The sequence below is a fragment of the Paracoccus everestensis genome, from assembly GCF_021491915.1.
Lineage (GTDB): Bacteria > Pseudomonadota > Alphaproteobacteria > Rhodobacterales > Rhodobacteraceae > Paracoccus > Paracoccus everestensis.
Window position 1 is genome coordinate 2,662,810 of record NZ_CP090836.1, and the last position, 12,702, is coordinate 2,675,511.

Here is a 12,702-nt window from a genome sequence, read left to right on the forward strand (position 1 = left end):
ATCACTTCAACTGGTCTTCGGTGTAATAGCCGGACCCGACCAGCACGTCCTTCCAGTTGTCCTTTGTCACCGGCAGAGGCTCCAGCAGATAGGACGGGACGACCTTGACGCCGTTGTCATAGGTTTCGGTGTCGTTGATCTGCGGCTCGGTCCCCTTCAGGACGGCGTCCACCATGCCCACCGTGACCTTGGCCAGCTCGCGGGTGTCCTTGAAAATGGTCGAATACTGCTCGCCTGCCTCGATGGATTTCACCGACTGCACCTCGGCGTCCTGGCCGGTGACGATGGGCATCTGCATATCGCCCGACCCATAGCCCACGCCCTTGAGCGAGGACAGGATGCCGATGGACAGCCCGTCATAGGGCGACAGCACGCCATGAACCTGCTTGTCGCCATAGTTCGAGGACAGGAGGTTATCCATCCGCGACTGCGCGACCGCCGGATCCCAGCGCAGCGTGCCCACGGTTTCCATGCCCGTCTGGCCCGACCCGATCACGATGGACCCGTCGTCGATCAGCGGCTGCAACACCGACATCGCGCCGTCATAGAAGAAGAAGGCGTTGTTGTCGTCGGGGCTGCCGCCGAACAGTTCGACATTCCAGGGCTTCACGTCGGGGAAGCGTTCCTTCAGGCCATCGACCAGCGTGGTCGCCTGCTGGACGCCCACCTTGAAGTTGTCAAAGGTCGCGTAATAGTCCACGTGTTCCGACCCGCGGATCAGCCGGTCATAGGCGATGACCTTGATGTCGGCGGCGGCGGCGTTTTCCAGCGCGTTCGACAGGGTGGTGCCGTCGATGGCCGCGATCACCAGAACGTTCACGCCCTTGGTGATCATGTTCTCGACCTGGGCCAACTGGTTCGGGATGTCATCCTCGGCATATTGCAGATCGGTGTCATAGCCCGCTTCCTGCAACTGCTTGACCATGTTGTTGCCGTCGTCGATCCAGCGGGCCGAGGATTTCGTCGGCATGGCGATGCCGATGGTTTCGGCCATGGCGCCGGTGGCAAGCCAAGATACCCCGATCGCCAGCGCGACCGCAGCGGTTCTGAACTTCATCTGTATCCTCCCTTGCGCGGCATCGTTGGCTGCGCATCCTCCATAGGTCAGAAAGTTCTAGCGCAGGTCTGTCATAACGGTAAAATGAGAAAACAGCACATCCACATAGCTGAATTGATATGTCATTCCACGCGTTGAAGCCTGCGCAATTGCGCCTGATCCATGAAATCGCCCTGCACAGCCAGTTGCAGATGGCCGCGGAATCGCTGGCCATGACCCAGCCCGCCGCATCCCGGATGCTGGCCGAGGCCGAACGCCGGATCGGCGCGCCCTTGTTCATCCGCCAGCCCAAGGGGATGGAGCCGACCGAGATCGGCACCACCGTGCTGCGCCGCGCCCGCGTTATCCTGCGCGAAATGGCCAGCATCGAGGCCGACGTGCGCGCCCTGCGGGGCGGTTATGCCGGGTCGGTGCGGGTGGGGGCGGTGACGGGACCGGCGGTCAGCTATCTTGTCCGCGCGATCCGCCAGATCAAGGAAGAAAGCCCTGGCGCCGATATCACCGTGGACGTGATGCCGTCGCGCGATCTGCTGATGCAGCTTGGCGCGGGGGAAATGGATTTCGTCCTAGGCCGGATCCTGCCGGAATTCGACAGCGACAGCTTCAACATCCTGCCGATGTCGGATGAAAAGGTGGCATTGATGGCGCGGGCCGATCATCCCCTGGCCCGTGCGCGGCTGGTCACGCTGACCGAACTGGTGGGACAGGAATGGATCATGCAGCAGCGCGGTTCCCCGATCCGGGAAGCGACCTTAGCGGCCTTCGCCAGCGTCGGGCTGTCGGAACCCGACAACATCGTCAACAGCCCCTCGCTTTTGCTGACCATCGCCTATCTGGCGCAGACGGATGCGATCACGCCCGCCTCGCAAGAGGTCGCGGAACTGCTGATCCAGCCGCCGGTCAAGGCCGGGTTCACGATCATACCGACGCCCCAGCCGATCCGGGTGTCGCCCTATTTCCTGCTGGATCTCAAGCGCCGTCCCTTGTCGCCCCTGGCCAAGCGGTTGCGCGATGCGGTGGCGCAGATGTCGCGCAGCCCGATCAGGAACGCGGCCGGGCTGTGACCTGCCTGCGCCGCGCAATTTCCCAGGCGACGGCACCGATGATCGTGACGGCGATGATGATCAGCGCCAGGGCATTGACGGCGGGGGTCAGGCCGGTGCGGACCTTTGTGGCGATGAACACGGTCAGGGGCGTTTCAAAGCCGCGCACGAACAGGGTGGTGTTGTAGTTTTCCACCGATTGCAGGATTGCCAGCCCGCCCGACGCCAGCAGCGCAGGTCGCAGGAAGGGCAGCAGCACCCGGCGGAACACCATCACCCGCGAGGCCCCCAGGCCCAGGGCTGCTTCTTCCTGCGTGCGGTCAAAGCGTTGCAGGCGCGCCATCACCATCAGCATGACATAGCAGATGATGAAGGTCGTCTGCGCCACCACGATCAGGGCGATGCCGCCGCCCACGCCCACCTGCCGCCACAGGATCAGGGTGGAAATCCCGATCACCACCCCCGGCGTCAGCAGGGGCGACACCATCACCGCATAGGCCACGCTGCGCGCCCGCGAGTGCAGCGTGGTCAGCACAAGCGCCGCCGCCGTCCCCACCGGCAACGCCACGGCCACCACCAGCACCGCCACGATGGCCGATGTCCACAACGCCCTCCACATCGCGGCATCGGCCCACATCGCGGAAAACCAGTCCAGCGTCGTGCCCTGCCAAGGGATCACCGTGGGAAAGCGGCTTTCGTTGAAGGCCGCAACGCCCATGATGACCAGCGGCGCGAACAGGTAAAGCACGAAGGCCAGCAGATACAGGACGAACAGCCCGCGAAAGATCCGGTCCGCCGTCATTTCGCCACATCCGTCAGATTGACACGGAACAGCCGCAGCGTGACCAGAACGACCGCCAGGCACAGGACCAGCAGCGTCAGCGCATAGGCCGCGCCCCGGTTCCAGTCGCCGCCCTCGAAGAACCAGTTGTAGATGATCTCGGTGAACCAGCGGCTGCCGGGGCTGCCCAGCAGCGCGGGCGCGACATAGGATCCGGCCGCCAGCATGAAGGTGAAGACGCAGCCCGTGGCGATCCCCGCCTTGGCATGGGGAATGACCACGCGGCGATGGGTCCGCACCGTCGAGGCGCCCAGATCCCGCGCGGCCTCCAGTTGCGATTTGTCCAATGATTCTACGGCGTTATATATCGGCAGCAGCATGAACAGGATATAGGCGTAAACCATCCCCGCCAGCACGCCGCCGTTCCCCTGCCAGCGGATGGGCGCGTCGATCAGCCCGATCCCCTGCAAGACCGCGTTCAGCGGCCCGCGATAGGCCAGCAGGATGAACCAGGCCAGCGTCCGCAACACCTCGTTGATGAAGAACGGGATGATGACCAGCATCAGTGCGATGGACAATTGCCCCACGGTGGCGCGCTGCGCCATCCAGAAGGCCACCGGATAGCAGACGACCAACGTCACCAGGGCCACCAGGGCACTGGCCCAGATGGTCTTGAAGAAGATGGCGCGATGCACGCCCTCGTTGGCGAGGTACAGGAAATTGTCCAGCGACCGGACATCCTGCGGCCCGCCTTGCTGCGCAGGCGGCAGGTTCGGGCGCAAGGCATAGTCGATCATCATCAGGTTCGGCGCCAGCACCATCGCCGCCAGCCAGATCATCACCAGCGACAGGAAGATCGTCGCCAGACCCCCGCCGAAGCGCGCGTAAAGATCACGCATCGGCCAGGACCACGGCGTGTTCCGGGGCGAATGAAAAGCTGGCATCGGTCCCCGGCGCGGGCGCGTCCCCCAGCCGCGTGGACGGCACCGCCGCCGTTAAGGCCGCGCCATCGGAAAACTGGCCGTGGACAAGGGCAAAGGCGCCCTCGAAATCCATGCGGCCTACCCGGGCGCGCAATGTGTTGGCGCCGGCGCCGGGGATCAGCGCCTCGGGCCGGACATAAAGGGTTGCGGCCTGGCCGATGGCAAGGCCCCGGTCAGCCCGCCCGTGCAGCGGACCCAAGGCGGTATCGACACGCGCCATGCCCTCGCCAATGGCGCTGACCCGGCCCGCGATGGCGTTGGTTTCCCCCACGAAGCGGGCGACAAAGGGCGTGGCCGGGTTGTCGTAAAGCTGGCGCGGGGTGGCGACCTGTTGCAGCAAACCGTTGCTCATCACCGCCACACGGTCGGACATGGCCAGCGCCTCGGACTGGTCATGGGTGATATAGATGAAGGTGACGCCCGTGCGTTTCTGCAAGCTGCGCAGTTCCGCCCGCATATGCTGGCGCAGCTTCAAATCCAGGGCGGACAGCGGTTCATCCAGCAGCAGCACGCCCGGTTCAACCGCCAGCGCGCGGGCAATGGCGACACGCTGACGCTGCCCGCCCGACAATTCGCCCGGCATCCGGTCGCCGTATCCCTCCAGCGCGATCAGGCGCAGCAACTCGTCGGCGCACTTGCGGCGTTCAGCCTTGCCGACACCGCGCGCCTCCAACCCGAAGGCGATGTTTTCCCAGACCGGCATCAGCGGAAACAGCGCCAGGGACTGGAAGATCATCGCGGTCGGCCGCTGGTTGGGTCCAAGGCCCCGCATATCGCGCCCGCCGATCAGCACGCGCCCTTCGGTGGGTTCCAGGAATCCGGCGATCATGCGCAGGATGGTGGTCTTGCCGCAGCCCGACGGCCCCAGGATCGAAAAGAACTCGCCCGCCTGAACCTGGAAGGACACGTCGCTGACTGCGCGCGTTGACCCGAAAGTCATCCCGATCCCGTCAAGCTCTACCGAATGCGACATCCATCCCCCGATTTGCTGGTTGGGGACAGGGGCAACCCCCTGTCCCGATCTTTCGTCACGCCGACAGGAAGCGGTCCTGGTATTCGTTGCGCTTTGTCACATACCAGCTTTCCTGGATCGGCCACCACCACAGCTTGTCCAGCGCATCGCCGGGATAAGCGGCGGCGAAGAAGGCCTTGGCCTGATCCGACAACAGATCGGCGGATCCCACGGCGGTCGAGTTGATCGAGGTCGCGTTGGTGTACATCGCCCCCGCCTCGGGTGTCAGGAACCAGTTGATGAAGGCATAGGCCGCATCCAGGTTCGCAGCGCCCGCAGGGATCGACAGCCCCTCCATCCAGGCCAGCGCGCCTTCCTTGGGCGCGACAAAGCCCACCGGCATCCCTTCCTTGGCCAGGGCGGCGGCCGTCGAGTCCCAGGTCTGGCCAATGGCCGCGCCGTTCACGCGGAAGGCGCCCTGGGCTTCGTTCTCGTTGTTCCAGAACTGGATGATGTTGCCCTTGCGCGCGACCGCCTCGGCCAGGATCACGTCAAAGATCTCGGTCTGCGCTTCGGGTGTCTTGAAGGCGTCCAGCAACGGGCGGGGCAGCTTGCCCTCGGCCTCCAGCCAAAGGCCCAGGCCCACCAGGGCCGAATGGGCGCGCACGGTGGCCTTGCCCGCCGCAGCCTCTCCCCAGATGTCGCCATAGGAGGCGCTGCCGTATTCCAGCGGCATCTGGTCGCGGTCGAAGGCCACCGCCTCGGTCCCCCAGTCGGTGGGCACCTGATAGCGCTTGCCGTCCACGACCGCGCCCAGGTTGGTCGAGTTTTCCCAAGCCGAGGGCAGAACCTTTGCGACCTCGATCCTTGATTCGTCCAGCGGCTGGACCAGGCCATACTCGACATAGTTCGGCACCCGGTCCACGGTCGGCCAGATCAGATCGAAGCCTCCGCCATTGTTGGCGCGCAATTGGTTCAGCAGTTCGTCATTGGTGCCATAGCCCGTATAGTTCGGCTTGATTCCGGTTGCCTTTTCAAAGGCGCCCAGGATCTCGTCGTTCAGATAGCCTGCCCAGGCAAAGATGTTCAGCGTGCCCGCGCCTTGCGCCAGTCCCGGCCGCGCGATCCACGGCGCGGCCAGCGTCAGTCCCGCGGTTGCAGCCGCGCCCTTCAAAAGCCCGCGGCGATCAAGTCTGCTCATGTGTGGTCCCCCGATATGGCAGCCCCCCGGGGCGCCGGTCAATCGCCGCAAAGCATAGCCCTGCCGCGTGACAGGTCAAAGACTTGTATGATCTTGCACAAAAAAATCCGCGCGGCCCTATTGACGCGACAACAGGCTGGCAGGGCGCGACCGAGCCAGTCCCTGGGTGATCAACCCGGCCAGCACTGCCTTGATCATGTCGCCCGGAACAAAGGCCGTGACCAAGGCCGCGCATTCCGCCAAGGTCTTGCCCAGGGTGATCGACATTCCCACGATGCCAAAGGCATACATCACCACGATCCCCCCGATGACCGACGCAATGGCGACCGTCACCGCCAGCGGTGCGCCGCGCCAGCGTTCGACGATCAGCCCGGTCACGAAGGCCGCGACCGGCCAGCCCAGGAAGAACCCGGATGTCGGCGCGACGAAGGCCCCCAGCCCCCCGCGCCCGCCCGCCAGCAGCGGCAGGCCCAGCGCCACTAGCGCCATGAACAACAGCACGGCCAACGCGCCGCGTTTCGCGCCCAGGATCGCACCAGCCAGCATGACCCCCATGCTTTGCGCCGTGATCGGCACGCCAAAGGCGAGCGTCAGGCTGGGAATCAGCCCCAAGGCTGCGATCAGCGCGGCGAACAGCGCGATCCGGGTCATGTTGCGTTCCATTGTTTCAGCCCCTCCCCGGGCCTGTATCGGGCAGAATCCCGCCCCGCGCGCGCAAAGCTTCGGCGACATGATCGGCGTCGTCCAGCGCCAAGGCGGCCATCGGCATCACGATGCGCCAGCCCGGCTTTCTGCGCGACCGCGCACGCCAGGACATCGCCAGCCTTTGGCCGTTTTCCACCAGCATGGGGGTAAAGCGCAACACCATGGCAATGGCCAGTTCCACTGCACGGGTGGACAGGCCAAGGCGGCGCAAGGGCGTCAGCAGCCAGGTCAAAACGGCGATCATATCGGTCAAACGCGTGGTCATGGTCACGAAATTCGCCAGCGCCAGCGCGGCCAGCAGGCGCAGGGCGATGGCAAGGCCCGCCTGGACCTGCCCGGTTGCGCCATGCCACACGGCGATCAGCAGCAGAAACGGCCACAGCATCCGCAGATGGCGCGCGCCCTGTGCGGCAAAACCCGTGCCACCTGTCAGATACAGGATCACAACCGCCAGCATGGCCAGGGCCAGCCCCGCAGCGTCCAGCAGGAACAGGGCCATGGTCAGGCCGGACAGCGCCAGCAGCTTGACCCCCGCCGGGATGCGATGCGCCCAGGTTCTAGCCGGCGAGGTGAGAGAGATCATCAAGGGCCCCCCATTCCACCATCCGGCCTTCGAAGGCGGGAAGCACAGTCGCGGGCGGGCCATCGGCAACCAGGCGGCCTTCTTCCAGCCACAGGATACGGTCAAAGCCGCGCACCTGGGCGGGATCATGCGTGACCATCACCACCTGCGCGGCGATCCCGTCCAGATAGCGCATCAGTTGCAGCCGCGTCGGGATATCCAAGCCCGAGAACGGCTCGTCCATGACGATCACACGGGGCTGCATCGCCAACACCGACATCAGGCACAACAATTGCTTTTGCCCCTGCGACAAGCTGTGGGTGGCGGCATCGGCCCAATGTGCCTTGCCAAAACGCTCTAGCATGGCCTGTGCGGCAGCTTCGGCCTGACGTTGGGGCAGGCCTTGCTGGGCCAGGCCAAAAGCAAGTTCCTCGATCACGGTTGGAAAGATGATCTGGTGATCTGGATTCTGGAAAATGATTCCGACGGTTTTCAGTGCAGTCCGGCGATCCTGCGCCATGTCGATGCCGCCGATCCGGGCGGTTCCCGCATCCGGCGTAATCAGCCCGGCAATCACGCGCGCCAGCGTGGTCTTGCCCGAGCCGTTGCGCCCGACGATACCCACCCGCGCCTCGGTCACGCAGGCCGAGATGCCACTCAGGACAGGGCACCCGGCCAGGGTCACGCCGATGTCGCGCAGATCCACGCTCATCGCCCGCCGGTCCCCGGCCGTCCGTTGGTTCCTGCCGCCATGCCCAGCCCTTCGCCGCCTTGGCCTGCATCTGCCCCACAACGGCCCCGTCCCGCAAGACGCGCGTCACTGATAGCTGCGCACCAAGGCCCCCGCGATCATCGACCAGCCGTCCACGGCCACGAAAAAGGCCAGCTTGAAGGGCAAGGACACCACGACGGGCGGCACCATCATCATGCCCATCGACATCAGCACGGCCGATACCACCAGGTCGATGATCAGGAAGGGAAGCGCGATCAGAAAGCCGATTTCGAAAGCCCGCTGGATTTCGGACAGCATGAAGGACGGGATCAGCACCGACAACTGGGTGCTGCGGTCGCCGGAGCCGGGCGCGATCTCGGCCAGGCCCGCCAGGGTGTCGGGGTCGGTGCGGGCCGCCATGAAGTCCTGGAATGGCACGATTCCGCGCCGGATCGCCTCGCCCAGGGTGATGGTCCCGTCCTGCAGGGGCGCGCCCGCGACGGACCACGCCTCGCGCAGGACCGGGTCCATGATGAACCAGGTCAGGAACATCGCCAGGCTGACGATCAGCATATTGGGGGGCGAGGATTGCAGCCCGATCGACTGGCGCAGGATCGACAGCACGGTGACGATGAAGGGAAAGCAGGTCACGGTGATGGCGATGGCAGGCGCCAGCGACAGCGCCGTCAGTGCACCCACCAGCAGCACGGCGTTCTGGCCCAGGCCCTGCCCCACCTGCTCGGCGATCTGGCCCAGTTGATCCTGCGCCAGGACTGCCGTGGGCAGGACCACCAGCCCCGCCGCCAAAGCCGCGCGATGGATCATGCCGCGCCGGGGCCGGGCAGGATGCGCACGCACAGCCGATCCTCGGCGGTGGCGTCCGCCGTCAACTCGCCCCGCGCGATGACCTTGTCGCCCACGCAGATCTCGACGCCTTCGTCGATGGACTGATCCAGCAGCAGGATATCGTCGGGCCGCAGCGAGGAAAGCTGCGCGACGGTCTGGCGCGTGCGGCCCAACCGCACCGTCACCTCGACCTTGATGGCGTCGGTGTCGATCAGGTGGTTCAATGCGTCCATGATGTTTCGTCTCCCTCCGGTTTGGCCTCGTTGATTTCGGTCAGCAGCGCGCGGATGTCGCCCGCCAGGCGCGCCGGTTCCAGTTCGATCCGGCCGCCTTGCAGCGACAGGGAAATGCGGTCGGATTCGGTCGCGGTGACCTCGATCCCCGCCAGCCTGCAATCGGCCAGGCAGCGATCCACCATCGCGCGCAGCGACGGCCCGCAGGCGATGCTGGCGCGCAAGGGGGGGGCGGCTCGGGACAAGCGCAGCAATTCCTCGGTCAGCGCCTCTTCCAGGCGGCGCGACTGTGCGGCAGGGGCCAGGCAATCAAGGATCTGTGTCAGGATCGGGGCCAGGGCCTCGACCGCCTCGCGGCGCAGGTCGGCCCGGCGCGCCTCGTCATCGGCAAGCGCCCGGGCCAGGCGATCCAGGCCGGCGTTCAGGGTGCGGGCCTGTTCGTCGCCGTGGCGGGCCATGCCTTCGGCCAGCCCATCTGCAAAGGCCTGGTCCAGCGCCTCGCGGCTGAAGGTCAGGGCAGCGCCCTGCGCCGCCACCGCCGCGCTAAAGGATTCGAGTTTAAGTACCGCAAGGGTCACAGCGCATTCTCCTTGTTGTCGATCCAGCCGGTCAGGATCTTGACGCTTTCGTCATGGCGTTCCTTCATCATGCTGCGCAGCCGGGCGACCGGATCGACCGGGGGCAGCGCCAGTTGCTCGGGCGCGCGCGGCGGCGCGGGCGGAACCATGGGCTCCGGCATGACCTCGACCGTGGGCAGGATGGTGCCGGTCAGGGCGGGCGCGTCCAGCGCCGGGCGGCTGTTGTCCAGGGCGGGCCGGGCGCGGCCCTTCAGGACCGGGCGCAGCACCAGGAACACCAGCGCCAGGGCGAACAGCCCGATCAGCAGGATGCGCGCCAGCCCGTTCAGTTCCAGCCGGTCCATCCAGCCCGGCGCGGCAGAGGTGCCATCCTGTCCCAGGCCCGCAAAGGGCAGCGACTTGACGGTGATCTGGTCGCCCCGCGCCTCGTCAAAGCCCACGGCGGATGCCACCAGCTCGCGCAGCACGTCGAGTTCGCCCTCGCTGCGCGGCACCATCTGCACCTCGCCCCCGGCATTTTCCTCGGGAACGCCATTGACCAGCACCGCGACCGTCATGCGCCGGGTCGATCCCGGCTGGCGCGACACCTCGCGGGTCACGCGGGTCACTTCGTAATTGGCCTGCTGGCGGGTTTCCTGGCGGTTCGCCTCGGACTTGTCACCCTGGGCCTGGTCGCCATCGGGCAGGTTCGAGGCCGCCGTGACCGCGCCCGTTCCGGTCGAGTTGCTCTGGTCGGTGGTTTCCTCGGTCACCTGGGAAATCAGCGCGCGGCTGTCGGGGTCGAAGCGCTGTTCGGTCAGCATCTCGGTTTCCGTGACCACGTCCAGGTTCAACTCGACAATGGCGTTGCCGATGCCGACATGAGGCTCCAGGATGCGTTGGACGTTGCGCTTCATCTCGGCCGCGCGGTCCGCGCCTGCCTCATCCTCTCCGGCGGCGACGATGCCATGCTGGGCGTCGATGACCGTGACCGATTCGGGCGTCATGCCCGGCACACCCGACGAGATCAGGTATTTCAGCGCCGCCGCCTGCTCGCGGCTGACCCCCTCGCCGTTGGTGGCGATGGTGACGGACGCGCTGCCCTGGCCGTCGCGGCGGTATCCGCGCCCGCTCTCGATGGCCAGGTGGACCCGCGCGGTCTTCACATTGGGCAGGGCCAGGATCGTCCGGGCCAATTCGCCTTCCTTGGCGCGCCAATAGGCGGCGTCGAACATCTGCGACGTGGTGCCGAAACCAGACATCCCGTCCAGCAGCTCGTAGCCCGCGCCCCCCGCAGCGGGCAGGCCCTGGGCTGCCAGATCCATGCGCAGCTTGTCGCGGCTGGCGGCATCGACCCAGATCGAATCGCCACGCACCTCGTAGGGCACGCCCGAACGCTCGATCCCGGCCACGACCTCGCCCGCCTGGGCGGCATCAAGGCCGCCGTAAAGCAGGCTCATCGAGGGCCGGTTCGCCACCCAGGCAAAGCCCGCGATGGCCAGGAATGTCGTCAGAAACGCCGCCACCAGGATGGCTTTCTGTTGTGAGCTTCGCTCTGTCCAATAGTCCTGCAATTTTTGCAAAACCGGCCCTTTCGAATCAGCGTCAGGTTCCTCGTGTCCCGGTGTTGATGACATGGGCGTCGTTAAGATTTGGTTAGTCGCAGGGTGCTAATTCCGTCTTGTCACGACGGAGAATCACCATGACCGATGCGACCGCGAATCTGGCAGCCGACCCACCTGCCAAGGCATCCGGCAAGAAAAAGCTGATCCCGATCCTGGCCGCCCTGGCCTTCGCGGGGGGCGGCTTTGCCTCGACCTATCTGGGGTTGTGGTCGCCCGCTGCGATCATGGCCTCCAAGGAGGAAGCCCCCAAGGCACCGGCGGTGGTGTTCGTGACGGTTCCCACCGTCGACCTGATCATCCCCGGCGGATCGGGACAAAGCCTGGTTCTCGCGGCCAGCCTGGAAACCAACAGCGCCCATCAGGCCGAGGTCGCGCATCTGATGCCGCGCGTGTCCGACGCCTTCACCAGCTTCCTGTCGGGCATCGACCCCGCCGCCTATGACAAGCGCGGCGTCCTGGAGATCATCCGGGCCGAGCTGCTGGCGCGCACCCGCTATGTCCTGGGCGAGGACGCCATCAAGGATCTGCTGATCACGGAGTTTCGCTTCAAATGACACTGGACCATGTCTTTCAGGCCGCCCTGCTGGCCGCATCCCTGGGCCTCGGCGCCTTTTGCCTGATCCTGTCGCGCCGCCTGCGCAGGCTCAACAACCTGGAAACCGGCCTGGGCGGCGCCATCGCCATCATGGCGTCCGAAGTGGACCGCCTGGACCGCGCGATCCGCGAGGCCAAGGACGAAGCCACGGCGGCAGGCCGGGCGCTGTCGGCGGAAATCGCATCCGCGCGCAAGGAACGCGCGTTGTGGGATCTGCGCCAGAAGATCACCCAGGCCCAGGCGCCTGCCGCCCAGCCCGCGCCCGTCATCCCCATGCGCCGGTTGCGCAAGCGGGTGGTTAACGGCGATGCGTAAATCGATCCTGACCGCGCTTACGCTGGCCTTTGCCGTCCCTGCCGGGGCCGCGATCTGGCAGGCTGGGGATGTGTCGCGCTTTTTCGCGGCCTCCGCCAGTTCCGGCGACCTGCTGCAAGGCTGCACCGACGTGCCAGAAGCCGTGGCGCTTGCGACCGAACTGCGCGACCGCGCGCTGCGGATCGAACGCTACATGGAGGCGATGGACACCCGCAAGGCCGAGATCGCCACCGCCGAGGCCGCGCTGCGTGCCCGCGCCACCGAACTGCGCCAGCAGAAATCCGGCATCCAGTCGCGCCGCGACGGCGCGTCCCAAGCCGTGCGTGCGGATATCGACCGCCTAGTCGCCGTATACGACCAGATGAAGCCGGCCGAGGCCGCGGCAGTGCTGACCAACCTGCCCCCCGATTTCGCCGCCGAGATCCTGATGCGCGTCCAGCCGGAAACCGGCGCCCGCATCATCGCGGCGGTCGAGCCGCGCCAGGCTGCCCTGCTGACCGCCCAGATGGGCGCCCGCAGCGTCCAGAACGACTGA

16 protein-coding genes are annotated in these 12,702 nt (G+C 66.1%); 4 read left to right on the forward strand and 12 right to left on the reverse strand.

Features of this window, described 5'->3' with window-relative positions:
* Position 1 precedes the first annotated feature (1 nt).
* Positions 2 to 1,057 (reverse strand): multiple monosaccharide ABC transporter substrate-binding protein, encoded by a 1,056-nt coding sequence (gene chvE / locus LZ585_RS13295; RefSeq protein ID WP_306753929.1) that lies wholly within the window; start codon positions 1,055 to 1,057, stop codon positions 2 to 4.
* A 119-nt stretch (positions 1,058 to 1,176) separates the two neighbouring features.
* Between chvE and LZ585_RS13300 the strand changes: the two genes are divergently transcribed.
* Entirely contained in the window at positions 1,177 to 2,121 is a 945-nt protein-coding gene (locus LZ585_RS13300) for a LysR family transcriptional regulator (protein WP_234854010.1), read from the forward strand.
* Here the strand turns inward: LZ585_RS13300 and LZ585_RS13305 are convergent.
* The 11 genes from LZ585_RS13305 to fliF all read right to left on the reverse strand — a co-directional run bounded on the left by LZ585_RS13305 (position 2,099) and on the right by fliF (position 11,269).
* Positions 2,099 to 2,902 carry an ABC transporter permease gene (locus LZ585_RS13305; protein ID WP_234854011.1) on the reverse strand — a complete coding sequence of 268 codons (804 nt, stop codon included), beginning with the start codon at positions 2,900 to 2,902 and terminating at the stop codon, positions 2,099 to 2,101. The genes LZ585_RS13300 and LZ585_RS13305 overlap by 23 nt on opposite strands.
* Positions 2,899 to 3,780, reverse strand: a complete 882-nt coding sequence (locus tag LZ585_RS13310) for an ABC transporter permease (protein ID WP_234854012.1) — start codon at positions 3,778 to 3,780, stop codon at positions 2,899 to 2,901. Before LZ585_RS13310 ends, LZ585_RS13305 begins: the two co-directional genes overlap by 4 nt.
* Entirely contained in the window at positions 3,773 to 4,837 is a 1,065-nt protein-coding gene (locus LZ585_RS13315) for an ABC transporter ATP-binding protein (protein WP_234854013.1), read from the reverse strand. The genes LZ585_RS13310 and LZ585_RS13315 overlap by 8 nt, the downstream gene beginning before the upstream one ends.
* A gap of 55 nt (positions 4,838 to 4,892) precedes the next feature.
* Positions 4,893 to 6,017 carry an extracellular solute-binding protein gene (locus tag LZ585_RS13320; protein ID WP_234854014.1) on the reverse strand — a complete coding sequence of 375 codons (1,125 nt, stop codon included), beginning with the start codon at positions 6,015 to 6,017 and terminating at the stop codon, positions 4,893 to 4,895.
* A gap of 117 nt (positions 6,018 to 6,134) precedes the next feature.
* Positions 6,135 to 6,680 carry a biotin transporter BioY gene (locus tag LZ585_RS13325; protein ID WP_234854015.1) on the reverse strand — a complete coding sequence of 182 codons (546 nt, stop codon included), beginning with the start codon at positions 6,678 to 6,680 and terminating at the stop codon, positions 6,135 to 6,137.
* Between the two features lie 4 nt (positions 6,681 to 6,684).
* Entirely contained in the window at positions 6,685 to 7,305 is a 621-nt protein-coding gene (locus LZ585_RS13330) for a CbiQ family ECF transporter T component (RefSeq protein ID WP_234854016.1), read from the reverse strand.
* Positions 7,280 to 7,996 (reverse strand): energy-coupling factor ABC transporter ATP-binding protein, encoded by a 717-nt coding sequence (locus LZ585_RS13335; protein WP_234854017.1) that lies wholly within the window; start codon positions 7,994 to 7,996, stop codon positions 7,280 to 7,282. The genes LZ585_RS13330 and LZ585_RS13335 overlap by 26 nt, the downstream gene beginning before the upstream one ends.
* A gap of 105 nt (positions 7,997 to 8,101) precedes the next feature.
* Positions 8,102 to 8,821, reverse strand: a complete 720-nt coding sequence (fliP, locus tag LZ585_RS13340) for a flagellar type III secretion system pore protein FliP (RefSeq protein ID WP_234854018.1) — start codon at positions 8,819 to 8,821, stop codon at positions 8,102 to 8,104.
* Positions 8,818 to 9,075: a FliM/FliN family flagellar motor switch protein gene (locus LZ585_RS13345; protein ID WP_234854019.1), complete on the reverse strand. Its 258-nt coding sequence runs from the start codon at positions 9,073 to 9,075 to the stop codon at positions 8,818 to 8,820. Before LZ585_RS13345 ends, fliP begins: the two co-directional genes overlap by 4 nt.
* The gene (locus tag LZ585_RS13350; protein ID WP_234854020.1) at positions 9,063 to 9,653 is read right to left on the reverse strand and encodes a hypothetical protein; all 591 of its coding nucleotides are present in this window, start codon (positions 9,651 to 9,653) and stop codon (positions 9,063 to 9,065) included. Before LZ585_RS13350 ends, LZ585_RS13345 begins: the two co-directional genes overlap by 13 nt.
* Complete coding sequence (gene fliF, locus LZ585_RS13355) at positions 9,650 to 11,269, reverse strand: flagellar basal-body MS-ring/collar protein FliF (protein ID WP_256445628.1); 1,620 nt, start codon at positions 11,267 to 11,269, stop codon at positions 9,650 to 9,652. The genes LZ585_RS13350 and fliF overlap by 4 nt, the downstream gene beginning before the upstream one ends.
* A 65-nt stretch (positions 11,270 to 11,334) precedes the next feature.
* Here fliF and LZ585_RS13360 point away from each other — a divergent pair, with 65 nt between their 5' ends.
* From LZ585_RS13360 to LZ585_RS13370, 3 genes are read left to right on the forward strand one after another with little or no spacing between them, the layout of a single operon-like run.
* Positions 11,335 to 11,811 (forward strand): flagellar basal body-associated FliL family protein, encoded by a 477-nt coding sequence (locus LZ585_RS13360; protein WP_234854022.1) that lies wholly within the window; start codon positions 11,335 to 11,337, stop codon positions 11,809 to 11,811.
* The gene (locus LZ585_RS13365; protein WP_234854023.1) at positions 11,808 to 12,167 is read left to right on the forward strand and encodes a hypothetical protein; all 360 of its coding nucleotides are present in this window, start codon (positions 11,808 to 11,810) and stop codon (positions 12,165 to 12,167) included. Before LZ585_RS13360 ends, LZ585_RS13365 begins: the two co-directional genes overlap by 4 nt.
* On the forward strand, positions 12,160 to 12,702 hold the full coding sequence (locus tag LZ585_RS13370) for a MotE family protein (protein WP_234854024.1): 543 nt from the start codon (positions 12,160 to 12,162) through the stop codon (positions 12,700 to 12,702). The genes LZ585_RS13365 and LZ585_RS13370 overlap by 8 nt, the downstream gene beginning before the upstream one ends.

Coding starts and splice junctions, on each gene's coding strand:
- LZ585_RS13310 (WP_234854012.1), bottom strand. CDS start 3,780: ATGCGTGATCTTTACGCGCGCTTCGGCGGGGGTCTGGCGACGATCTTC.
- LZ585_RS13330 (WP_234854016.1), bottom strand. CDS start 7,305: ATGATCTCTCTCACCTCGCCGGCTAGAACCTGGGCGCATCGCATCCCG.
- LZ585_RS13300 (WP_234854010.1), top strand. CDS start 1,177: ATGTCATTCCACGCGTTGAAGCCTGCGCAATTGCGCCTGATCCATGAA.
- LZ585_RS13335 (WP_234854017.1), bottom strand. CDS start 7,996: ATGAGCGTGGATCTGCGCGACATCGGCGTGACCCTGGCCGGGTGCCCT.
- LZ585_RS13305 (WP_234854011.1), bottom strand. CDS start 2,902: ATGACGGCGGACCGGATCTTTCGCGGGCTGTTCGTCCTGTATCTGCTG.
- LZ585_RS13370 (WP_234854024.1), top strand. CDS start 12,160: ATGCGTAAATCGATCCTGACCGCGCTTACGCTGGCCTTTGCCGTCCCT.
- LZ585_RS13360 (WP_234854022.1), top strand. CDS start 11,335: ATGACCGATGCGACCGCGAATCTGGCAGCCGACCCACCTGCCAAGGCA.
- LZ585_RS13345 (WP_234854019.1), bottom strand. CDS start 9,075: ATGGACGCATTGAACCACCTGATCGACACCGACGCCATCAAGGTCGAG.
- LZ585_RS13365 (WP_234854023.1), top strand. CDS start 11,808: ATGACACTGGACCATGTCTTTCAGGCCGCCCTGCTGGCCGCATCCCTG.
- fliP (WP_234854018.1), bottom strand. CDS start 8,821: ATGATCCATCGCGCGGCTTTGGCGGCGGGGCTGGTGGTCCTGCCCACG.
- fliF (WP_256445628.1), bottom strand. CDS start 11,269: ATGTCATCAACACCGGGACACGAGGAACCTGACGCTGATTCGAAAGGG.
- LZ585_RS13325 (WP_234854015.1), bottom strand. CDS start 6,680: ATGGAACGCAACATGACCCGGATCGCGCTGTTCGCCGCGCTGATCGCA.
- LZ585_RS13320 (WP_234854014.1), bottom strand. CDS start 6,017: ATGAGCAGACTTGATCGCCGCGGGCTTTTGAAGGGCGCGGCTGCAACC.
- chvE (WP_306753929.1), bottom strand. CDS start 1,057: ATGAAGTTCAGAACCGCTGCGGTCGCGCTGGCGATCGGGGTATCTTGG.
- LZ585_RS13315 (WP_234854013.1), bottom strand. CDS start 4,837: ATGTCGCATTCGGTAGAGCTTGACGGGATCGGGATGACTTTCGGGTCA.